Origin of the sequence: Novacetimonas sp. GS1 (genome assembly GCF_036686925.1) — a bacterium.
GTDB classification, from domain to species: Bacteria; Pseudomonadota; Alphaproteobacteria; order Acetobacterales; family Acetobacteraceae; genus Novacetimonas; species Novacetimonas hansenii.
On record NZ_VSZP01000001.1, the window covers coordinates 674,838 to 696,115 of the forward strand.

The 21,278-nt window shown below is 57.5% G+C and carries 17 protein-coding genes; 9 read left to right on the plus strand and 8 right to left on the minus strand.

Annotated features, from left to right (window positions below):
- Positions 1-47 precede the first annotated feature (47 nt).
- Positions 48-275, minus strand: a complete 228-nt coding sequence (locus FYB92_RS03025; protein ID WP_003621501.1) for a hypothetical protein — start codon at positions 273-275, stop codon at positions 48-50.
- A 235-nt stretch (positions 276-510) separates the two neighbouring features.
- On the opposite strand from FYB92_RS03025, the gene pstC reads away from it, so the two are divergent.
- The 6 genes from pstC to FYB92_RS03055 all read left to right on the plus strand — a co-directional run bounded on the left by pstC (position 511) and on the right by FYB92_RS03055 (position 7,636).
- The gene (gene pstC / locus FYB92_RS03030; RefSeq protein ID WP_048859155.1) at positions 511-1,476 is read left to right on the plus strand and encodes a phosphate ABC transporter permease subunit PstC; all 966 of its coding nucleotides are present in this window, start codon (positions 511-513) and stop codon (positions 1,474-1,476) included.
- Positions 1,477-1,524: 48 nt separating this feature from the next.
- Positions 1,525-2,421 (plus strand): phosphate ABC transporter permease PstA, encoded by an 897-nt coding sequence (gene pstA / locus FYB92_RS03035; RefSeq protein WP_040512685.1) that lies wholly within the window; start codon positions 1,525-1,527, stop codon positions 2,419-2,421.
- Positions 2,421-3,224, plus strand: coding sequence for a phosphate ABC transporter ATP-binding protein PstB (pstB, locus tag FYB92_RS03040; protein WP_003621506.1), 804 nt, complete (start codon positions 2,421-2,423; stop codon positions 3,222-3,224). Before pstA ends, pstB begins: the two co-directional genes overlap by 1 nt.
- Before the next feature lie 17 nt (positions 3,225-3,241).
- A complete protein-coding gene (gene phoU / locus FYB92_RS03045; protein ID WP_003621507.1) occupies positions 3,242-3,946 on the plus strand; it encodes a phosphate signaling complex protein PhoU in 705 nt (234 codons plus the stop codon).
- An 835-nt stretch (positions 3,947-4,781) separates the two neighbouring features.
- Positions 4,782-5,792, plus strand: a complete 1,011-nt coding sequence (gene pstS, locus FYB92_RS03050) for a phosphate ABC transporter substrate-binding protein PstS (RefSeq protein WP_332828147.1) — start codon at positions 4,782-4,784, stop codon at positions 5,790-5,792.
- A gap of 170 nt (positions 5,793-5,962) precedes the next feature.
- Positions 5,963-7,636 (plus strand): OprO/OprP family phosphate-selective porin, encoded by a 1,674-nt coding sequence (locus FYB92_RS03055; protein WP_408902197.1) that lies wholly within the window; start codon positions 5,963-5,965, stop codon positions 7,634-7,636.
- Between the two features lie 541 nt (positions 7,637-8,177).
- Here the strand turns inward: FYB92_RS03055 and FYB92_RS03060 are convergent.
- The 5 genes from FYB92_RS03060 to FYB92_RS03080 all read right to left on the minus strand — a co-directional run bounded on the left by FYB92_RS03060 (position 8,178) and on the right by FYB92_RS03080 (position 17,299).
- Positions 8,178-9,437: a haloacid dehalogenase-like hydrolase gene (locus FYB92_RS03060; RefSeq protein WP_332828148.1), complete on the minus strand. Its 1,260-nt coding sequence runs from the start codon at positions 9,435-9,437 to the stop codon at positions 8,178-8,180.
- Complete coding sequence (locus FYB92_RS03065; protein ID WP_332828149.1) at positions 9,434-11,470, minus strand: phosphocholine-specific phospholipase C; 2,037 nt, start codon at positions 11,468-11,470, stop codon at positions 9,434-9,436. Before FYB92_RS03065 ends, FYB92_RS03060 begins: the two co-directional genes overlap by 4 nt.
- Before the next feature lie 304 nt (positions 11,471-11,774).
- Complete coding sequence (locus FYB92_RS03070; protein WP_332828150.1) at positions 11,775-14,159, minus strand: TonB-dependent receptor domain-containing protein; 2,385 nt, start codon at positions 14,157-14,159, stop codon at positions 11,775-11,777.
- A gap of 798 nt (positions 14,160-14,957) precedes the next feature.
- Complete coding sequence (locus FYB92_RS03075) at positions 14,958-16,571, minus strand: carbohydrate porin (RefSeq protein WP_332828151.1); 1,614 nt, start codon at positions 16,569-16,571, stop codon at positions 14,958-14,960.
- A 209-nt stretch (positions 16,572-16,780) separates the two neighbouring features.
- On the minus strand, positions 16,781-17,299 hold the full coding sequence (locus FYB92_RS03080; protein ID WP_003621518.1) for a hypothetical protein: 519 nt from the start codon (positions 17,297-17,299) through the stop codon (positions 16,781-16,783).
- Between the two features lie 94 nt (positions 17,300-17,393).
- Between FYB92_RS03080 and FYB92_RS03085 the strand changes: the two genes are divergently transcribed.
- Complete coding sequence (locus tag FYB92_RS03085) at positions 17,394-17,735, plus strand: cupredoxin domain-containing protein (protein ID WP_003621520.1); 342 nt, start codon at positions 17,394-17,396, stop codon at positions 17,733-17,735.
- Between the two features lie 3 nt (positions 17,736-17,738).
- The gene (locus FYB92_RS03090) at positions 17,739-18,572 is read left to right on the plus strand and encodes an FTR1 family protein (protein WP_003621521.1); all 834 of its coding nucleotides are present in this window, start codon (positions 17,739-17,741) and stop codon (positions 18,570-18,572) included.
- Positions 18,573-19,226: 654 nt separating this feature from the next.
- On the opposite strand, the gene FYB92_RS03095 is transcribed toward FYB92_RS03090, so the two are convergent.
- Together FYB92_RS03095 and FYB92_RS03100 are read right to left on the minus strand one after the other, a co-directional pair.
- Positions 19,227-19,751 carry an iron transporter gene (locus FYB92_RS03095; RefSeq protein WP_040511007.1) on the minus strand — a complete coding sequence of 175 codons (525 nt, stop codon included), beginning with the start codon at positions 19,749-19,751 and terminating at the stop codon, positions 19,227-19,229.
- A 4-nt stretch (positions 19,752-19,755) separates the two neighbouring features.
- Positions 19,756-20,064 carry a hypothetical protein gene (locus FYB92_RS03100; protein ID WP_332828152.1) on the minus strand — a complete coding sequence of 103 codons (309 nt, stop codon included), beginning with the start codon at positions 20,062-20,064 and terminating at the stop codon, positions 19,756-19,758.
- 99 nt (positions 20,065-20,163) lie between these two features.
- Between FYB92_RS03100 and FYB92_RS03105 the strand changes: the two genes are divergently transcribed.
- Positions 20,164-20,934 carry a glucose 1-dehydrogenase gene (locus tag FYB92_RS03105; RefSeq protein WP_332828153.1) on the plus strand — a complete coding sequence of 257 codons (771 nt, stop codon included), beginning with the start codon at positions 20,164-20,166 and terminating at the stop codon, positions 20,932-20,934.
- Positions 20,935-21,278 lie beyond the last annotated feature (344 nt).

Consider the following 21,278-nt stretch of genomic DNA (forward strand, 5'->3'; position numbering starts at 1 on the left):
GCAAACGGCGGTGTGTCGGGAATTTTCAGGAATTCCACCCCTGATGTTCAGGCATGCAGCCCACAGGCGGCTTCGGGCATCGGGCGGCAGGCATTTCCCATGCGCATCAGGCTGCGGGCATGGGCGCGCGCATCCTCCATCGTGGCATAGCTGCGGCCGTTCATCTGGATGGTGCGTTCATGCAGGGCGCGGAAACTGCACGGCCCGTCACGGTGGTCGCGCAAGACGACGCCCAAGGTGATCCCGTTGATTTCAACGATGCTGGATTCAAACATGTCCTGCCTGCTGTCTTTGTCTTTATGTGCACATATCGTGCATTCGCGCCCGCTATGCCGGATAGAACGGGTTACGGGCAAGACGAAATAAATGAACTTTGCATGACAGTAGAGGCAGGTGGGCTGTCATAAAAACTTAACATATGTGTTGAAGGATTATTATTGATCCTGCACGTTGTCATTGTCTAACCCTGAAGATGCGTTACGCATATCAGGAAAAGACATGGCGCAATACATGGCTCCTACCACAATTTCGGATGAAACCACCAAGGATACGGCAGTGTCGGATCGGCGTGGTGACATTGTGTTCGGGCTGGTCGCGCGCATGGCGGGCTGGCTCATACTTCTGGTCATGGCCGGGATCATCATTGTCCTTGTCGCCGGTGGCTGGCGCGCGCTGGCCAATTTCGGCCCGCAGTTTTTCACCAGCACCGCATGGGATCCGGTAACGCAGCATTTCGGGGCGGCGACGTCCATCTTCGGCACCCTGGTGACTACGCTCGTGGCCCTTGTCTTTGCCGTGCCATTCGCGTTCGGGGTGGCCTTCTGGCTGGTGGAAATGGCGCCGCCCGCACTGGCGCGCGTGATTGAAACCGCCGTGCAGCTTCTGGCCGCCGTGCCGTCGATCATCTTTGGCATGTGGGGCTTTTTCATTGTCGTGCCGTTCATGGCCCATCATGTCGAACCCGCGACCAAGCATATGCTGGGTCATGTGCCGGGGGTCGGGCTGCTGTTCAGTGGCGCGCCCTATGGCACCGGGCTGCTGACGGGTGGGGTCGTGCTGGCGCTGATGGTCACGCCGTTCATCTGTTCGGTGATGAGTGATGTCTTCACCTCCATCCCCGCCGTGCTGAAGGAAAGTGCCTTTGGCCTTGGCGCCACCCGGTGGGAAGTGATGCGCAAGGTCGTCGTGCCATGGTCACGTCAGGCGGTGATGGGCGGGATCATGCTGGGTACCGGCCGTGCGCTGGGGGAGACGATGGCCGTGACCTTCGTTATCGGCAATGCCAACCATATGGGATGGTCGCTGTTTGCGCCCGGCAATACGATCGCATCGCTGATCGCGCTGGAATTCCCCGAAAGCCCGGCCGGCAGCCTGAAACTGTCGGCGCTGCTGGCGCTTGGCGCGATCCTGATGATCATTTCGTTCATTACGCTGGCCTGCTCGCGCATTTTCCTGCGTCGCGGCGCTGCGGAATAAGGAAAGGGTGACGCCATGTCGGCCCAGAACCCGACCAGCACACAGGCCATGACACCGGCCAGCCCCCCTGTCGCCCCCGCCACCGGCGGGTGGCAGCGTGGCGGGGCGCAGGCCATCCGCCGCCGCATCACGGACCGCGCCGTGGGCGTTGCGTGCATCGTTGCGACCGTCGTGGTCGTATATCTGCTGTTTTCCATCCTCTGGACGCTGATCGTGCGCGGCGGGGCGGGGCTGTCGCTGCCGACCTTTACCCACAGCACGGCGGCCCCCGGAACGGGTGGCGGCCTGGCCAACGCCATCGTCGGCAGTCTGGAACAGACGGGCCTTGCCGCCCTGATCGGCACGCCGCTTGGCATGATGGCGGGCGTGTATCTGTCAGAGTTTTCGTGCGATGGGCGTATCGTCTCGCTTGTGCGGTTTGTCTCGGACATGATGCTTTCGGTGCCCTCCATCCTTGTCGGCCTGTTCGTCTATCTGATCTTTGTCGAACCGGCGGGGCATTTTTCGGGATGGGCGGGTATGTTCGCCCTGACGATCCTGTTCATTCCCGTCGTGGTGCGCACGACCGAGGACATGTTGCGCCTTGTCCCGCGCGCCATGCGTGAGGCGGCCTATGCGCTGGGTGCGCCATCATGGCGCGTGATCCTCAGCGTTTGCCTGCGTGCCGCGCGTGGTGGCATCATGACCGGCGTGCTGCTGGCGCTGGCGCGTATTTCGGGTGAAACCGCGCCGTTGCTGTTCACGTCGCTTGGGAACCTCAACTGGTCCACCAGCCTGAATGCCCCGATGGCCAGCCTTCCCGTCACGATCTACCAGTATGCGGGATCGGCCTATGATGACTGGGTACAGATGGCGTGGACTGGCGCCCTGCTGATTACCGCCGCTGTCCTTGCGACCAGCATCCTTGCCCGCTGGTGGCTCTTGCGTAATGGATCCGTAAAATAATGAATACGATTGTCATGGATGATGTGGCCCGTGGGGTCACGGATGTCGCGCCGCCCGCGCTGTCCATACGCAACCTTGATTTCTGGTATGGGACCAATCATGCGCTCAAGGGGATTTCGCTTGATTTCCCCGAACGTCAGGTGACTGGCATGATCGGTCCGTCGGGATGCGGAAAATCGACCCTGCTGCGTATCCTCAACCGGATGTATGACCTTTACCCGGGGCAGCGCGCGACGGGGGAGGTGATGTTCGATGGTCGCAACATCATCGCGCCGGGCGTGGATGTGAATGTCCTGCGTTCGCGCATTGGCATGGTGTTCCAAAAACCAACACCGTTTCCGATGTCCATATATGACAACATTGCCTTTGGCGTGCGCCTGCATGAACGGCTGTCACGTTCTGACATGGACCAGCGCGTGGAAGATGTGCTCAAGCGCGTGGCGCTGTGGCCGGAGGTGCGCGACCGCCTGGGGGCATCCGCGGCCGCCCTGTCAGGTGGGCAGCAGCAGCGCCTGTGCATCGCGCGCACCATCGCCACCCGCCCCGAAGTCATCCTGCTGGATGAACCGACCAGTGCGCTTGACCCGATTTCCACTGCACGGATCGAGGAACTGCTTGATGAACTCAAGCGTGATTTCTCCATCGCCATCGTGACGCACAACCTGCAGCAGGCGGCGCGCTGCGCGGACCGGGTTGCATTTTTCTATATGGGGGAACTGGTGGAGGTCGATACCGCCGACCAGATGTTCACCGCACCTCACAAGAAGCAGACACAGGATTACATCACGGGCCGCTTTGGCTGATACAGGAAATATCGAGCATGCCGAACGAATCAGCGCATACGGTTCATAGCTACGAGCAGGAACTCGAACACCTGCGCTCCCTCATCAGCCAGATGGGTGGCCTTGTCGAACGTCAGACATCACAGGCGATCGCCGCCGTTGTGGATCATGACGAAGAAGCAGCCATGGAGGCCCCCGAACTTGACCCCAAGGTCGATGACCTTGAACGCCAGACCGAGGCACTGGTGATCCGTCTGCTGGCGCTGCGTGCGCCGATGGCGGGCGACCTGCGCGAAGTGGTTTCCGCGCTCAAGATCTCGGGTGATCTTGAACGTATCGGCGACTGTGCGGCGTCGATCGCGCGCCGTGCGCTGCGTGGGGAACTGCTGTCCTATCCCGTGTCAGTCACCGGTTTGCGCAGCATGGGGCGTCTGGTGCAGGAAAACCTGCGTCGCACCATTGATGCGATGGACCGGCGTGACCCCGATCTGGCGCGGGAGGTCTGGCAGTCGGATATGGCGGTGGACGAACTCTATGTCTCCATGTTCCGCGAACTGGTGACATATATGATGGAGGACCCGCGCAATATCGGGCCCTGTACGCATCTGCTGTTCATTGCCAAGAATCTAGAACGTATTGGCGACCACGCCACCAATATCTCTGAACGCGTTTTTTATGCCGCGACGGGACGTATCCTGCCGGTCCTGCGGCCGCGTGGGGGGATCGCGGATCAGGATCTGTAAGGGGCTGTTTGAAAACAAGCGTTTGATAAACAATAGGAAAAGATTTTTTGTGTTGCCTTTCGATTGAAAAAGGCGACGTCTTTTGAAGCTTTTTGAAAAAAGCTTCACCAAAAACTTTTATTATCTCATGATCTTTTCAGACAGTCTCGAAGAGACTGTCTGAAAGCAGCCCATTGAGAAGAAATGTGGAATTTTATTTTTGAAATATTATGTGTTTGAAAGATTTTTGGGAAAAACTTACCGAAATACTTTGGAGATTGTTTGAAAAGTCAGGATCGATAACACCCTAAAATTATAAAGGTTTTTGGTGAAGCTTTTTCTAAAAAGCTTCAGAAGACGCCGCCTTTTTCGATCAAAAGGCAGCACATAAAAACTTTCCTTATTTTCAAACAATCTTTTATTATTTCAGTGGGTGTTGGTGCAAACTGTTCAGACAGCCGCTAAGGAATGACAAAAGTTTCCGGTATTGCTGTTTTTTCAGAAATCAAAGCCTCGTCAAAGACCTTTATCATTTCAGTGAAAGCATCGTTCAGCAGGCCGTGGCAGTCATGTTGTATGGTGGGCGGGAACCACGAAAGGGTTTCTGGCAGGATTTTGCGTCAACATTGCCGGGATGGGCGGGATCTTTTTTGCCCCTGCCTTCTGGCCTCGGGGAATGCCTGCATTCAGGATGCGGTGCGTTCTGGCCGCCCGCATGCGCGGATGGGGGTTCATATTTCTGTCACAAAACTGTCACGGATATATAATCCTACCCCCTGAATTCGTCGTTATATTTGCCCGCGTTCGCTGGATATTCACCTGGTATCTGGTTGTTGTATTGGGGAACACAAGTATTATGTACTTTCCTGTCCGATTTCTGGCGCTTGCCCTTGCGGCGACCGCGGCTCCTGTCATGGCGCATGCCGCCGACATCACGGGGGCGGGGTCCAGCTTCGCCGCGCCCATTTATGGCGCGTGGGGCGCGGACAGCCGCAATTCGATCGGTGTCAGCCTGAATTACCAGACGGTCGGTTCCAGCGCGGGCCAGAACCAGATCCTGGCCAAGACTGTTGATTTTGGCGCATCCGACGTGCCGATGGACCCGCAGAAGCTTGATGCCGCGCACCTGTTTCAATTCCCGACCGTGATGGGCGGCATCGTGCCGGTCGTCAACGTGCCTGGTGTGCCCGCAGGTTCGCTGCAGCTTGATGGCCCGACGCTTGCCGCCATTTACCGTGGTGATATCACGCAGTGGAACGATCCGAAGATCGTGGCCCTGAACCCCGGTGTAAAGCTGCCGGATACCGCCATCGCCACCGTGCATCGTGCGGATGGGTCGGGCACGACCGCCGTGTTCACGGCCTACCTGTCCCGCGTCTCACCGGAATGGAAGGGCGCGCAGGGCGCCGGAGCGTCCATTTCATGGCCCGGTGGGATCGGCGCGCGTGGCAATGACGGCGTGGCGGCGTCCGTGCGCAATACCGAAGGTGCGATCGGTTACGTGGAATATGCCTTCGCCGCCAATACCCACATGGCGACGGTCAAGCTGAAGAACCATAGCGGTGCGTTCGTTGCCGCCGGCCTCGACAGTTTCAGCCGTGCGGCCGAAGCCGCCGACTGGAAGGGGGCATCGCACTTCGCGGTGGACCTGATCGACACCGATGGTGCGGGCGCATGGCCCATCGTGTCGCCGACCTATGTGATGGTTTACGTGCCGGTGTCCAAGGCGGAACACGGTGCGGCAGTGCGCAAGTTCTTTGGCCATGCCCTGCAAAGCGGCGACAAGGCCGCCAACCGCCTGGATTACGTGCCGGTGCCCGCCAGTGTGAAGGCCGATATCCTGCAAAAGTGGGACAGCGCGCAGTAATAACAGCCTTTCAGCAGTTATAAATCCGCGACCGCGTTGTGGACCTGCCCCGAAAGGGGCAGGTTTTTGCGCATGCGCGGCTGTCATAAAACCTTCATGAAACTGTCTTGGAAACATAACACACAATAAAGCGCGAACAGATTACATCACGATCATCTTTTATTTACGGAATGAACAAGATGATTCGCCGGTCTGCTGCTTCGTTCTTTCTGGCTTCTTCTGCCTTGTGGGGCACCATGCCGGTTCATAAGGCATGTGCAACGTCCGCGCAGGATGCCCAGATCCAGCAACTCCAGCGGGAGATGCAGGAAATGCGGCGTGAGATGTCGGGGCAGATCAGCGCCCTGCGTCAGCGTCTTGTCCGTGCGGAAGGACGCACCACCGCAGGCCAGCAGCCGGTCCGTCATGCGATGGCCCGTCCGGCCGGCGCACCGATGTCCCCCGCCATGGCGAATGATATCGCGATTGGTGGGGATACGGGGCCGGGGATGAATGGGTCGGTCAGCGGCATGCTGCGTTCATCCGACGTGGGTACGCCGCCGTCCGACCGTGGGATTGATTCGTCGTGGAAATCGTTCCGTGCCGCGACGGAAAAGGAAGAGGCCGTTCATTTTGGTGGCATGATGATCGGCTTCCCCGGCGGTCGTCCCACCATCTCGTCCGAGGATGGCGCCTATGCCCTTCAGATCGGCCTTGCGTTCCATGAAGACCTTGGCGGGTTCATGGGCATGTCCCCGCGTGCGGGGGAAACGAAGGGCCTGTTTCCCGGCATGACGGAAAATGCGCGTCGCCTGCGTATCCCCATCTCCTTCCGTTACAAGAACTGGATTGCGAATATCACGCCTGATTTCGGCGCAGGCAGCGCGGATGGCGCGGTGACGCTGTATGAAGCGAACCTGAATTATGCAGGTATCCACCATACGGTGCTGACCGCCGGTTACTTTCAGCCGCGCGTGACCGAGGAAGATTCCGAAAGCTCCAACGAATTCGAAATGATGGAACGTCCCGCCATCACCGATATCGTGCGTAACATCGCCGCGGGCGATGCGCGCTTCAGCCTTGGTGCCCTGCATTATGCCAAACGCTGGTGGATTGCGGGTTACGTGACGGGCCAGAGCTATGGCAACCGTTCGTCCGCCGTCGTCAGCGACAGCCAGACGGGTGCGACGTTCCGTGTTGCGGGCCGTCCCTATGTCTCGCGCGATGTTGACCTGCATGTCGGCCTGTCGGCCATCAGCGCGTTCAAGGTGAATGAAACCGCCAATGGCCGCGTCTATTCCCCCAGCGAAGCACCTGAAGTCAACCTGACGACGACAAAGCTGCTGTCCGCCACGGTCGGGAATGCGGGCACCGTCTGGTCTGCTGGTCCCGAACTCGGCTTCCGCTGGAAGCGCCTGACGCTGAAGGGCGAATATTACCATATCGGCGTGCAGCGCAAGGGAACCGAGGCCACGGGCAACATGCCTGCCGCCAATTTCGAAGGGTATTACGGCGCGGCGAACTATACCCTGTTTGGCAAGGGACGGTCGTATAACATCAAAGAAGGTGCGTTCTCCGCCCCTGGTGTGGAACACCCCTTCAACCCCGCTACGGGCGACTGGGGTGCGCTGGAACTGTCCGCGCGTTACAGTGTGGCGGACCTGAACAGCAACCTTGGCGGTATCGGCAGCGTGCGGGGCGGGCAGCAGACGGTCTGGTCGGCGGGCGTGAACTGGTATCCCAACCGTCATTTCCGTTTCATGCTGGATTTTAACCACTTCATCGTGACCCGCAACAGCCAGTTGTATGACCTGATGGGCCGTACCGGTAACTCGGTGGCCGGACGTATTCAGGCGGCATTCTGATTCATCGGCCTGTCGCGGTCCTTTGGTAACATGACCCCGCCAGAGCTCTGGCGGGGTCATTGTGTCAGAAGCGGTCCGGGCACACCGCCTGTATCAACAGTGTGCCGGACAAGGATTTCGTGCTGGTCATAAAGTTTTGGGAGTGAAGTTTAGAAAAGGTAAGTCCGATAAAATCATGAAATCATAAAAGTTTTTGGTGAAGCTTTTTTCAAAAATCTTCGAAAGACATCGCCTTTTTTCGATTAAATGGCAGCACCAAAAATATTTCCTATTGTTTATCGACGGTTTGTTTTCAAATAATCTCTAAGAAAAGTCTTTGGGTATTTCCTTTTTTCAAAAAGATAGCGTCTTCTGAAGCTTTTTGGAAAAAGCTTCACCAAAAACTTTTATAATTTCAGGATATTGTTGAGACTGATTTTTTTAAAAAATCATGGAAATTACAGAAATGTTCCTGTTTTTTTTGATGGGGTGTCGCCATTTTCAAAATGGCGACACCCCAAGACTTTCATTATTTTTGCAGGAACGGGCAGGGACCTTTTGTTCAGGCCGGTACGGGGCTTGAAAGCTGCGGCAGGGTGTGACCCATTGGAATGCTCTGTTCTGATGGGCGCCACTCGCCGGTATTGTCGTCACGACCCTGCAGGACAAAGCGCGGGTTGGGCAGGGACATCTGTGCGATGGCCTGTGCGGACAGGGTGCCGATCGGACCGGGCAGGAGCCTGTTGACGATCAGGCCCAGTTCTGTATCGGCAAATGTGCTCAGCATGGCCGCGTCGCCGCTGCTGTCGCCACAGACCAGCAGCGGACCTTGCCCATGCCGGCGGACCAGTGCTTCGCGGATGGCGCGGACCTTTCCCGTGCGATAGGTCACGGGCCAGTGCGCGGCCCCATGCAGGCCAAGGCGGCCGCCGGGCCACTGCATGCGAACGCCAAGGATATTGGCGCGTGGCAGGCCATAGCCATAATCCGGATCGGTCGCAAATACCGCCACCACTTCTTCCAGAGAGGCGGAACAGACATAAACCTCGATCCCCGCGCCCCGCAATGCTGCCTGCAACTCGGCAATTTCAGGCGTCAGGCGCAGGCCCGTCTGGATGGGGCGTGCGACGATGCCTGCGCGTCCCGGGCGGATTGCGGGCGTGGTCCAGGTTTCCCGCCCGATCCCCTGGCCAAGGTGCCATGCGTTCGATGCCCGCGCCAGTGCCGCCAGCCCCGATGCGTCATATCCTGCCAGCAGCCGGATGATCCATCGGCAGGCGACGTCGCCATCACATGTCGCGTTGATGGCGTCATAGGCAAAGACCAGCTTCGAACGCAGGCTGAGCAGTACCGGATCATCCGCCGCCGGTGTGCCCTGTCGCGCCGCCAGCGTGGCATGGTCCGCGCACAGATCCGCATGCAGGTCGGTAAAGCGCACGCGGCGCCCGTCCACGGTGCGGAATTCCCCATCGAAAATACGTGCGGGCACATCAAGTGCCGTCGCCTGGGCAAAGACATGTGGGGGCATGGCGAACAGGAAACGGCTGGCGGTATAATGCAGCAGCGTTTCTTCGCAATCGCCTGCGATGCAGGTATTGTCCCAGTCGAACACGGCATAGGGACGTCGCGCCGGGTTATTGCGTGCGTCGGGGCTGGTGGTGCCATGGGTTGCGATCAGGTTTTCGATCACCTGGCGGGTGCGCGGCGCCCATTTCAGGGGGGCCAGCACCGGCGTCGCGGCCCGGGTGAAGGAAGGCACGGCCGGGGCCATGCAGGCCGCAAGGCCGGATGCAAGCGCTCTGCGCCGGGTAAGGACTGTCATGCCTGTTGCTGCCCCATATGTGGATCGGTCCGGCTGGGTCTGCCATTTTCCATGTGTCCCGCCAATATGATGGTGTCATGGCCATGATGGGGGATATGCAGGGTCAGGTCATACCAGCAGTCCGACGCGGTGACGGGCCATGTGGTTTCGCTGTTCCCGCCGGGTGGTATGACGACCTTTTGCGTGGTGCGGGCATAGGCGTCATCCACCTGTATCTTTTGTGGTGTATGGCCGGGATTGTGCAGCGACAGCACCACCGCGTCATGCACCGGATCATATCGCAGCGCCACCCCCGGCGGTGCCTTGCCGGCAAAGCGGCGGAAGAACCCGTTGGGTCCATGTACCGTTATGTCCACCGTCATGCCGGGGACATGGGGCGTCCCCACCCGCACATCCATGTCATGGCCCGCATCAAGCGTGTAATGCCGTGTCACCCCTGCGTCGCGGATGCGCAGGACCGCCCCCTGCGTGCCCGTATTCGCCAGGCGCAGGACCCCCGTGGGCAGAAGGTCGGCATGCAGGGCGTAAGGCAGGGCACGTGCGCGACGTTGCCCGGATTCCTGTTGTGGCAGGGCCTGCTGCGTTGGGAGTGTCGGCAGCGGCAGCGTGCAGGACTGGCGTGTCTGGGCCAGGTATGTATCGGTGCGCGGCAGGTCCGCCTGCCACCGGCGGTCTGTCTGTGCAAAGTCGAAGATGGAGGTCATGTCCCCGCAGACCACGCGCCGCCATGGGGTGATATAGGGGGCCTCCACGCCAAAGCGGGCCTCCAGAAAGCGCAGGACGGAGGTATGGTCGAACACCTGCGAATTGACCCATCCCCCCTTGGTCCAGGGCGACACCACGATCGTGGGTACGCGTGGGCCAAGCCCGACGGGAACGCCGTGATAGGATTCACCGTCCACTGTTACGCTGCTTGCGCCCTGTGCCGGATCAAGGGCGGGGACTGGCGGGGGCATATGGTCAAAAAAACCGTCATTTTCATCGTAATTAAGGATGAAAACCGTTTTGGCCCAGACATCGGGATGACGTACGAATACGTCCATCAACTGTGATATCAGGTGTTCGCCATATCCCGGTGGTGCATTGGGATGTTCCGACAACGCGGCGGGCGGCACGATCCACGATACCTGCGGCAAGGTGCCGTGCGCCACGTCATGTTCGAACGCACGGATCAGGTAGCGCCCTTCGGATTGATGCATGTTGGCGGCATTCGACCCCCGCACGACCATGCGCGCGCGGCGATAGGCCCATGATTTCGTATCAAGGTTGCGAAACTGTGCAAAGGAGGCCAGCGGATTGTCGCCGAAATTGTCATATTCCTGGTAAACACGCCATGACACCCCGGCCGCCTGTAGCTTTTCGGGATAGGTAGACCAGCGGAACGGTTCGAAATCCGGGTGGTCATGCGCCATGTCGGCGGACCAGTTGCCGTCATCGCAGTTGTCGATGACCTGTTTGCCCGTATTCCCGGCGGCAAGGCCACTTGTGCCGGAAAACAGGAACAGCCGGTTGGGGTTGGTCGGCCCGAAGATGGAGGCGTGATAGGCGTCGCAGATCGTAAAGGCATCGGCCAGCGCGTAATAGTACGGGATCTGCGCGCGGGTGAAATGGCCCATGGTCATGGGTGTCTTGTGCGGCACCCATGTGTCCCAGTCGTTCCATGCCGTCTGCGTGCCCTTCCAATTATGGTCAAGGCTGGCGATGCAGGCCGATGACGTATGGGCCGTATCCAGCATGAACGGCATGACGCGGCCGCCTTTTCCATCCGGTTGGGAAAAGACGCTGTTGCCATCGGGAAGTTGTTCGGCGCGTGGGTCGCCATATCCGCGCACGCCCTGCAGGCAGCCGAAATAATGATCGAAAGAGCGGTTTTCCTGCATAAGGATCACCACATGTTCCACGTCGTGGATTGTGCCCGTCACCCGGTTGGGGGCGATGGCCATCGCGCGGCGCAGGTTATCGGGCAATGCCGTTCCCGCGGCCACCGCCGCACTGAATTTCAGGAATGCGCGGCGGCCGGTGGTATGTGACATTGGTCTGCTCATCCGTCGTGGGGGGGATTTTCAAATAACATCGTGGGAAAATAATGAAAGATTTCGGGCACCGCCTTTTTAAAAAAGCGGTGCCCTGATGAAGGTTCTGGGGAAACCCGCCGCCAGAAACCTCCAGAGGCTGTTTGAAAGGGTCAGCCCGATAAGGCCGTGAAATCATAAAAGTTTTTGGTGAAGATTTTTTCAGAAATCTTCGAAAGACGTCGCCTTTTTCAATCGAAAGGCAACGCCAGGAATCTTTTCTATGATTTATCAACAGCCTGTTTCAGGCAGCGTCAGCACGCCCTCAGAAATGCTTGCGCAGGGTAAAGAAGACCATGCGCGGTGCGCCAGCCTGCAATGTCTGGAATGTGCCCTTGGGGTCGGAAACCTCGAACCCGTTACTGCCGACCGTCGCGACATAACGCTTGTCAAACAGGTTGGTTACGTTGATCTGCGCATCGACGCCACGCAGCACCCAGTTGCGGCTGTGGAAGCGATAGCCAAGGTTGAGGTTGAATATGTCGTTGGGCTTCACCCACTGGTCATTGGTATAGGTATAGCTCCGGCGGCCCTGGTACTGCATCTGGAAATTACCCCAGATCGTGCCGTCATCATAACTGACCTGCACGTTGGCAAGGTTGCGCGGCATTGCGACCACGCTCTTGCCCTTGGTGTTGTACGTTACGCCAGATTCGGTCAGGTTGTTGTCATAGACAGAGTCGTTATACGAATATGATGCATACAGCGACCAGTTATCGGCAAAGCGGTAGTTGAACGCCGTGTCGATGCCGCGTGCCGTGACGCCGCCCACATTGCTCAGCACCGCCGGGTTGCCCTGAATGCCGACGCCCTGCGTAATGGACAAAAGGCGGTCCTCGAATTCCACATAATATCCGGTGATGGACGCCTGTATCCGCTTGTTATGGAAGCGGTAGCCGATTTCCTCACTATAGGACATCTCGGGGTGGATCTTGTTCTTGATCGCCTCATACCCGGCCACCGTCGTTGCAAACGGGCTGGTCGCACCGGTGGAGGAATTGTCGAACGCCGCCATATTGCGCGAGAAATCGGCAAAGACTTCGTGATTGCGGTTAAAGCGGTAGTTCGCGCCGATCTGTGGCAAGAAACCGTTGGCCGAGGTGATCGAACCCGATGCATACGGGTTGGCCGTGGCCGTGCCCATGTAATTGCCCGGCAGCGCCTGCGCGATATTGTCCACCACCAGCGACTTGAAACCATAATTCAGTTTCAGCTTTGGCGTGATCTGCCACGTGTCCTGGATATGGAACTGGTAGGTTTTGGTATTGTAATTGCCCTGCCACTGCGTTTCAAAGGAATTGCCGCCGAACCAGTGGACGGAACTGCCGGTATATTTTGTCGCGCTGAGGGGATAGAAACGCCGCGCCTGTTCGAAATTGTTGTTTTCGAACCAGAACCCGCCTTCGATCGTGTGATGGCCGATATTATACGACAGGCTGGACAATACGCCTTCGCGGTGGATGTCATATTCCGTGGTGCGCGTGGACAGCGCCCCGCCACCAAGGGATGCCGGCGTCGGGTTATAAGGCGTGACCCACACGCCTTCGCCGGTATTGGTATGGCCGTAGACGGTGACAAACCCCTTCAGCCGGTCGGTGATGTTGAAGTCAATCTTGCCATAGCCAAGGATGTCCTGACGCAGGCCGGCGGAGTTGTAATAGGACTGGTCCTGGTTCGCGATCCCGGCGGGCATGGCCGTCCCGTTCTGGTACGCGCGGCCGATCTGCTGGGCAAGGGGATAGTTGCCGGTGATATTATCGACATTGTACCCCTTGGTCGCGATCATCTGCTGCGAGAGGTCCTGATAATCGTTTTCGGCGCGCTGGCTGTAATCCCCAAACAGCGTCAGCTTGACGTGCTTGCCCAATGGCTGGATGTATTTGGCGTTGGCCTGCTGCTGCTGCTGGATGCCATCGCCCTTCCACTTGTTCGCGTCCTGATAGTCATAGGATACATAAAGTCGGCCGCCGCCCTTCATCGTGCCGGTATTGACGCGCGCGAACGTGCGCCATGTGCCATAGGACCCGACCGTGCCCGCGACATCGACGCCGAATTTCTTGGTCGGGTCGATGGAGGTGAACTCCAGCGCGCCGCCAAGGTCGTTCGATGCCGCGACGCCCACCGCGCCCGCACCCTGCGCCAGGGTGGCGGCACCGTTATTTTCGGTCTGGAGCGCGCGCCCGATCGACAGCCCGTTGTCGTTACCATAGGCAAGGTTGCCCAGCGGGATGCCATCCATGGTGAAACCAAGGCGGCTCTGGTCAAAGCCACGGATGATGATCTGCTGCGACCATTCATACGATCCCAGGGGATCGGACGAGGTGAACATGACACCAGGCAGTTTCGACAGGGCCTTGAGCGGGCTGGTCCCCGGTGCGGTTTCCTGGATGGCGGTATGTGACAGCGTCTGCGTCTCACGCGCTGCGCCCGCGCCAAGGACAATGATCGATTCCGCCTGTGTGGCACGCACGGAATCGACATTTGTTCTGGCTGCGGCTGCGGCTGCGGCTGCGGCTGTGGTCGTGGTCTTGGCGTGTGCGGGGGGCTGCTTTGCCGGGGCCGTCTTGCGGGCTGTGCTGGCCGCGTTGGCATTATGCAACAGCAGGGTGCTCATGCATGTTGTCAGCAAAAGGAGTTTGGTCTTTTTCATACAGCGCGATCCCTCAAGCCCGAGGCCCCAGTTATTCCGGTTGGGTGTTTACTGGCGCGAACCTAGGTTTTGGGTTCCACACTGTCTTGTTATAGTTTGGTGACGGGAGTGTTACAGTAATATGACACGATGTATTTGATGTATCTGCGTGATTTTCATGTATGAAGATAAAGGAACCTGATGATATTTCTGGCCTGTATATTGCATGGCCCCCTGGGTTCATGCCGCGTAATCATGCAGGTCAGGTACATGCTTCGTTACGGATTGCGCGATTATTTATTATGGCCGGATTTGATTATGTCTGGAAATATTATGCATGGCGCATCGCATAACGGCATGGGACGCAATCCGGCACGGGATGTGAAACCATGCGCACGATTGCCGCGGACAGGGTGTGATCGTGCCATGATTTGTAACATCACATTGTTTTCACGCAGAAAATGCGAATTTCATGCCGCGCCCCCGTCCGTTGATGCGGGGGATGGGATCGTGGCGACATGGCCGGTGTTGCTTTTGGAACACAGTGCCCTGAAAACCTGCTGGCGCGTTGCGTCCCCCGTTATCGGTAATACCGGGGGACATGTGCGGCCGGGGCATGGCGGGATGCCGCAGGCATTATCCCCGTATGTTCTGATATATTTTAGAGAGTGTCTGAAAACACATCATTGATAAAAAAGAAAAGTTTTTGGGTGCTGCCTTTCGATCGAAAAAGGCGGCGTCTTCTGAAGCTTTTTGGAAAAAGCTTCACCAAAAACTTTTATGATTTCAGGCTGTTATGGGACCTGATGTTTCAGGTAGTTAGAAATTGACGTTTGTATGTATTCCGAAGATGGTTTCGTTTCCGACGCGTTTCAGGCCGCTTGCGTAACGCGGGTCGGATGTTCCGCCCTGCGGGTGCCAGACATATTGGAAATCCGGCTGCAGGACGAGCCACGGGGTGACCTGTGCCTGGTATGTGACCTCAAGATGGTTTTCGTTTCCTGGCACGATGGAGCCTGCGTCGCGGTTATACTGTCTCCACCCGGAGCTTGAACGCCCGATTCCCCAGCCGACGCCGACGGTGTCGTTATCCCGTCCCCTGAAGGGCGCCTTGAGGTTGATGCCTGCATCCGCGGCAAAGCTGATGAGGTTCCTGTCGCCGCTATTGCCTGTTGCGCGAACGAAGATACCGACGGATTGGGGTGATGTGCGCGATGGTCGCCACAGCATCTGGTCAATGATGCCATAGACCATCCAGTTTCCGCGATCCCATCGCGGGTATCCGCCCTGTGCGCCGAGGGAGGCACCCTGACGGTTATAGCGGTAATCGGGGAACTTTGCGGTGTCATAGAAACCGCCAAGTTTATAGATCCCGGGCAGGCCGGGGTCCTTGGTGGCCTTTGACATGTCGTCTGGCTGCGGGTTGAGCGCATATTGCAGTTCGGTAATCAGCAGTGCGCCCGTGCCCATGTTGAAGCGTGTGCCGCTGCCGTCATTTGTGACCTGGTTTGTGGGGTCAGCGCTGTTGCCGCCCTGTATGCCGAAAGAGTTGTAGCGGTTTCCGGGGGGATTGTCGTCTGCGGCTGCGAACATGAAGGTGAAGGTGTCTGTGGGCCTGTAACGGATGCGCACGGCGGGGGAGGAAAGGGGCCATGAGGGCCCGCCGCCATACAGGTTGACGGACGGGGCCATGGGCCATCCGAAGTTGGAGTTCAGGTAGAGCGATCCGTAATCGCTGATGAGGAATTCGGTATCAAGGTCCTGCTGTCCGATCTTGACGTCGAGTTTTCCGTTAAGGAAGGATTGCTGGTACCACAGTTCGAACAGGCGTGTGGAGCGGTCGGCCTCGAAGCCGCTGATGGGGTTGTAGTTATAAAGATGGTCCTGCGAGATGGAGCGTCCGCGCGTCTGCAGGGCGCTGACATTGAACAGGCCGCCCTTCAGCCCGAAGAGTTTTTCGAGGTCAACGGTCAGTGTGGGGGCAGTCACGGCGTCATAGGAAGGTCCGGTGCCCGAGCCGCTGCCGACGTCATTGGCGCTGGGCGCGCCACCGGTGGTGTTCCCCCACAGTTCCTCCACATCCTGAAGGTTGAAGGTCACGCCGTGCTTGTACAGCCACGGCCGCAGCCCCCACATGTCCCCAAGCAGGTTGCCGCTCGTATCCAGCTTGTCGCCTTCACTCGGCGGCGGCGGGGCCTGGGACTGCTCCACCGTTGCGATATCGGTTTCGTTGACGGCCGGACCGGAATTGCCCAGTTCCTTGCGTTCTTTCTGGATTTCCGTCAGGGGGATATCCTGTGACCGCGCGGTTTCTGAAAAACCCGGTAATGCTATGCCGATAATCGTACCAGCCAGTAAGGCCCCGGACAGGCGCGGTCGTATGCGTATACTGCGTGGATGTCGGGCAGGGCATTGAAGGGGGGGCTGCGACATGGGCCTGGACACCGTATGCACGTCCTGATTCTCCAGCTAATTCGTTGGGTGATTCAAATGATAGTCATTCGCATCTACAGCGAAACCCGGACCGTGGCAAGCGCGTTGCAGGCATTTAATAAAAATAAAGGCGCCCCTGGGGCGCCTTGGTAAAATAATCATATTATATTCAGCAATACCCTGCGGGATTGCTCCAATACCTGTCGGGCCTATCGCAGGAAGACCTTGGGCACGCCCTCGCTGTTCAGGCATGACATGATGATGACCCCGGTCCATAACAGCAGCGACACGCCTGCACCCACACGTGCGCGCATAAGGGGAACGGGTTGTCCCCGGATGGCGGGGATATACAAACTGCTGTGGCAAAGGCCTGCATTGATCAGCGCCAGCGTCGTCAGCAACAGCTTGGGCGACAGATAACCACGGCTGCCGATATGCACCGGGTCGTAAAAGAACAGCAGCACCCCTGACACCATCGTCACCGCGAACAGCCAGTGCGCCCACCAGAACGCAAGGCGCGCAATAATGGCGCGTTCCGCCTGGTAATCACGGCGCAGTAATGACAGGTCAAACAGCACATCCATACCGAAGAAGATCGACATGGCCACGATATGCACGATGCGCACCAGATAATGGACGGGTTGCATCCAGAAATGGAACATGCGGCTGTCCATTGCGACCAGCAGGTCATAGGGCAGCCGCATGAATGCCAGGGGATGGGAAATCATTCGAACCTCACTTGCCTGCGCGGTCTATAGCACATCATATTGACAGTGATAATAAGTTGCATAATATCGCGCCAATAGCGGAGTCCACAGACACATGCGCCATGTGATTATCCTGCGGTGCGTCGGGCTTGCCGCGCTTTTGCTGGCGACACCAGCCAGGGCGCAGGAACCCGTCCACCTGACCGTAAAAGACCATCATTTCATCCCCGATCACGTCAATGTGCCCGCAGGGCAGCGTTTCCTGATTTCCCTGACCAATCAGGACGACACGACGGACGAGTTCGAAAGCTATGACCTGAAATTTGAAAAGATCGTGGTGCCGGGCGGGACGATTACGGTGCATGCCGGACCTTTGCATCCGGGCACCTATAAATTCTTTGATGATTACCACCCGGACCAGGCGACCGGGACCGTAACCGCGACACAGGGACCATAAGCCATGTTGGGAAGTCTGCTTATTGTCTTTCGGGAGGTCATGGAAGCGGGCCTGATTATCGGGATCGTGCTGGCGGCGACACAGGGTATCGCACATCGGGGGCGTTGGGTCGCCGGCGGGATCGCAGCCGGTGTCGCGGGGGCCGCGATTGTCGCACTGTTCGCCGGCAGCCTGTCGCAGGCGCTGTCGGGCAATGGGCAGGATGTATTTTCTGCCTCCATCTTATGTGTCGCGGTCCTGATGCTGGGGTGGCATACCATATGGATGACGCGCCATGGCCGGGAAATGGCGGGCGATATGCGTGCGCTCGGGGCGCAGGTGGCCTCGGGGCAGCGTTCGCTGACGGCAATGGCGGTGGTCGTGGCGGTCGCGGTCCTGCGCGAAGGGGTGGAAGTGGTGCTGTTCCTTTATGGGATTGCCGTGTCCACCCATTCCGGCCCGATGGCGATGCTGACGGGCGGGATGCTGGGCATTGTCGCGGGTGGTGCGGTGTCGTGGCTGCTGTATCGCGGCCTGATCGTCATTCCGTTGCACCGTCTGTTTGGCGTGACGGGGGTGCTGATCGCCTTTCTTGCGGCGGGGATGGCAAGTCAGGCGGCAGCCCTGCTGGCGGGGGATGACATCATCCCGGCCTGTGGATATGAAATGTGGGATACGTCATGGCTGTTGTCCGATGGCAGCATGATCGGCCGCGCGGCCAAGGCCCTGTTCGGGTATTCCGATCGCCCGATGGGCATCCAGCTGATTGCGTGGGTCATCACACTGGGGGTCATGATCGTGGCCACACGGCTGGTGGCGCGCAGGCCATCTGCGGCACGTGTCACGGCATCATCGTAATATCCTGAAAATTCCATGCAGCATTGCAAATACCGCCTTTTCACAAAGGCGGTATTTTTTTGACTGCCTTTATCCATCAGGCGCTGCAAGGCATCAAACATGCGATTGTGTTTGGCAACCGGATGGGGGGATGTTTTTCTTCAAGGCTGTTTGAAAACAAACCATTGATATAAAAAATAAGAAAAGTTTTTGGTGAAGCTTTTTCCAAAAAGCTTCGGAAGACACCACCTTTTTGAAAAAAGACGACACTCAGAAACTTTTCCTATTGCAGGATGGTTGAGCCTGAGAGACTGTTTGAAAAGTCAGGCGCGATAACATACTGAAATAAGAAAAGTTTTTGGTAAATATTTTTCCAAAAAGCTTCGAAAGACGCCGCCTTTTTGAAAAAGGCGGCACCCAAAAACTTTTCTTATTTTTTATCAATGGTTTGTTTTCAAACAGTCTCTGGCTTTTGAACAGACAGGACAAAACCTGAAATTTCCCTATTCCCTCTTGATGGCTTGTTTTTAAACTACCTTTCCAGAACACATCCTGTCAGGAAGAAGGATAATGCCCACTGGCCTTCATTATTCTTTTCCGATGGCTGATATGAAAAAAGCCGGGACATGGTTTCCCATGTCCCGGCCCCCAGCACGGCTGGCCTGTGGGGCCGCTTTATTTCTGCGGATAGGAGAAAGTAAATTTCTCGGTAAATGTGTCCCAGAATCCGGGGGTTCCGGTTTCCTTGTCCACATGGTGCAGGAAGCCGTTCTTTTCCGGCGAGGAATAGCGCAGTTCGACTGTGTATTTGCCCGGGCCGTCCATTTTCACGTTATTGGCGTAATGCGGGCCGTCCTTTGCGGTCATGGCGCGCATTGTGCCGCTGGCGCTGAAGGAAGAGCCCACCTTCGTCAGGGTATAGTCGATCGTGAGGTAGGGAATCCACGCACCATCGGGATAGCCCCAGACATTGTCGGCCGTTGCGTGAACATCGGTTTCAAGATGGATCACATCCTTGCCCATCGGCATGTCGGCGGGCATCGGGGCCATGTCCACCCCGACAAGGTAGCTGGAGGCGATTTCCATATCGTGGGCCTGTACCGGGCCGCCAATCGGGTATTCACGGGCAAGGGCCGGTGAAACCGTCGTGGCGATACCTGTCACAAGACCAGCAGCCAGAAGGCCTTTTGTAAAGCGCATGTCTTTATACCTTTGTCAGCATATGTGGAAAAGAAGGGTAACGTTCGGAAAGTTGCCAGGGGGAACGCGCCGGTATGAAATCAGACAGAGTAGAAATCATGAATGATGCAATGAATACGGATGAACAGGCAGGCATGATGGTAATCAACCGGTCTTCCCGCCCGGTATCATGGGCGGGCGCGGGGCAGTTTCGAACGAATGGCCCAACAATATGAGAATAATTATCAATGTCAATATAGCGCGACGACAGGCCATCCAAAAACTTCTGGCCGCACACGCGCTTGTCATTCCATGCGCTCATTCCATCCGCCATCAGGCGGGCGGCCTTTGTCCCTCAACGCAGCTTGATCGAAATTATGCCCCCCACCATGCCCGCACGGTATAGGATCAGGTGAAAAGACAGGAGGATATGATGGGACGTGTATCAGGTAAGGTTGCGCTGGTAACGGGCGCCGCACTGGGTATTGGCAAGGCGACGGCGCAGCTTCTGGCGAAGGAAGGCGCAAAGGTCGTCATTGCGGACCTGAAGGCCGCCGAGGGACAGGCTGCCGTGGCGGAGATCACGGCCGCAGGCGGGGAGGCCATGTTCGTCGAACTCAATGTCGGGCAGGAGGATGACTGGAAAAAAGCGATTGCCGCCATTATCGCCCGTTTCGGGCAACTGGATATCGCGGTCAATAACGCGGGTATCCTCTACAGCGGTTCGGTCGAAAGCACGGACCTTGACGACTGGCGGCGTGTGCAGTCGATCAACCTTGATGGTGTATTTCTCGGGACGAAATACGCGGTGGAGGCGATGAAGCCCAACCGGCGGGGATCCATCATCAATCTGTCCTCCATTGAGGGACTGGTGGGGGACCCGATGCTGGCGGCCTATAACGCGTCCAAGGGGGGTGTGCGTCTGTTTACCAAATCCGCGGCGCTGCATTGCGCGAAATCTGGCTATAACATCCGGGTCAATTCCATCCATCCCGGCTATATCTGGACGCCGATGGTGCAGGGCTATACCCACGACACCGCCGATCAGGAGGCCGCGCGCCAGAAGCTGATTGCGCTGCACCCGCTGGGTCATCTGGGGGAACCTGATGACATCGCCTATGGCATCTTGTTCCTTGCGTCCGATGAATCAAAGTTTATGACCGGAAGTGAACTGGTGATCGACGGTGGTTATACCGCGCAGTAAGAGAGTGTCTGAAAACAAATCATTGATAAAAACAAGAAAAGTTTTGGGGTGCCGCCTTTCGATCGAAAAAGGCGGCGCCTTCTGAAGCTTTTTGGAAAAAGCTTCACCAAAAACTTTTATAATTTCAGAATGTTATTGAAGGTTCTTTTTCAAGAAGCCTCTAAAACCCTGAAAACCATTTGATAACATCGCCACTGATCGGAAGTAATGGATGTGTCCGGCTGGTGCCGTTCATTAGAAAGGAAACAGATTTCAGGGATTTTTAAAAATCGTCACCAGAAATTTTCTTATTCCTATGGGCGGCCTGTCCCATATTTCCAAACAAGATCCGTCCCGTCCCCATG

Coding starts and splice junctions, on each gene's coding strand:
- FYB92_RS03025 (WP_003621501.1), bottom strand. CDS start 275: ATGTTTGAATCCAGCATCGTTGAAATCAACGGGATCACCTTGGGCGTC.
- FYB92_RS03085 (WP_003621520.1), top strand. CDS start 17,394: ATGCGCCATGTGATTATCCTGCGGTGCGTCGGGCTTGCCGCGCTTTTG.
- FYB92_RS03055 (WP_408902197.1), top strand. CDS start 5,963: ATGAACAAGATGATTCGCCGGTCTGCTGCTTCGTTCTTTCTGGCTTCT.
- FYB92_RS03090 (WP_003621521.1), top strand. CDS start 17,739: ATGTTGGGAAGTCTGCTTATTGTCTTTCGGGAGGTCATGGAAGCGGGC.
- FYB92_RS03080 (WP_003621518.1), bottom strand. CDS start 17,299: ATGATTTCCCATCCCCTGGCATTCATGCGGCTGCCCTATGACCTGCTG.
- FYB92_RS03060 (WP_332828148.1), bottom strand. CDS start 9,437: ATGACAGTCCTTACCCGGCGCAGAGCGCTTGCATCCGGCCTTGCGGCC.
- pstB (WP_003621506.1), top strand. CDS start 2,421: ATGAATACGATTGTCATGGATGATGTGGCCCGTGGGGTCACGGATGTC.
- pstA (WP_040512685.1), top strand. CDS start 1,525: ATGACACCGGCCAGCCCCCCTGTCGCCCCCGCCACCGGCGGGTGGCAG.
- FYB92_RS03100 (WP_332828152.1), bottom strand. CDS start 20,064: ATGGCGGATGGAATGAGCGCATGGAATGACAAGCGCGTGTGCGGCCAG.
- FYB92_RS03105 (WP_332828153.1), top strand. CDS start 20,164: ATGGGACGTGTATCAGGTAAGGTTGCGCTGGTAACGGGCGCCGCACTG.
- pstS (WP_332828147.1), top strand. CDS start 4,782: ATGTACTTTCCTGTCCGATTTCTGGCGCTTGCCCTTGCGGCGACCGCG.
- FYB92_RS03075 (WP_332828151.1), bottom strand. CDS start 16,571: ATGTCGCAGCCCCCCCTTCAATGCCCTGCCCGACATCCACGCAGTATA.
- pstC (WP_048859155.1), top strand. CDS start 511: ATGGCTCCTACCACAATTTCGGATGAAACCACCAAGGATACGGCAGTG.
- FYB92_RS03065 (WP_332828149.1), bottom strand. CDS start 11,470: ATGTCACATACCACCGGCCGCCGCGCATTCCTGAAATTCAGTGCGGCG.
- FYB92_RS03070 (WP_332828150.1), bottom strand. CDS start 14,159: ATGAAAAAGACCAAACTCCTTTTGCTGACAACATGCATGAGCACCCTG.
- phoU (WP_003621507.1), top strand. CDS start 3,242: ATGCCGAACGAATCAGCGCATACGGTTCATAGCTACGAGCAGGAACTC.
- FYB92_RS03095 (WP_040511007.1), bottom strand. CDS start 19,751: ATGCGCTTTACAAAAGGCCTTCTGGCTGCTGGTCTTGTGACAGGTATC.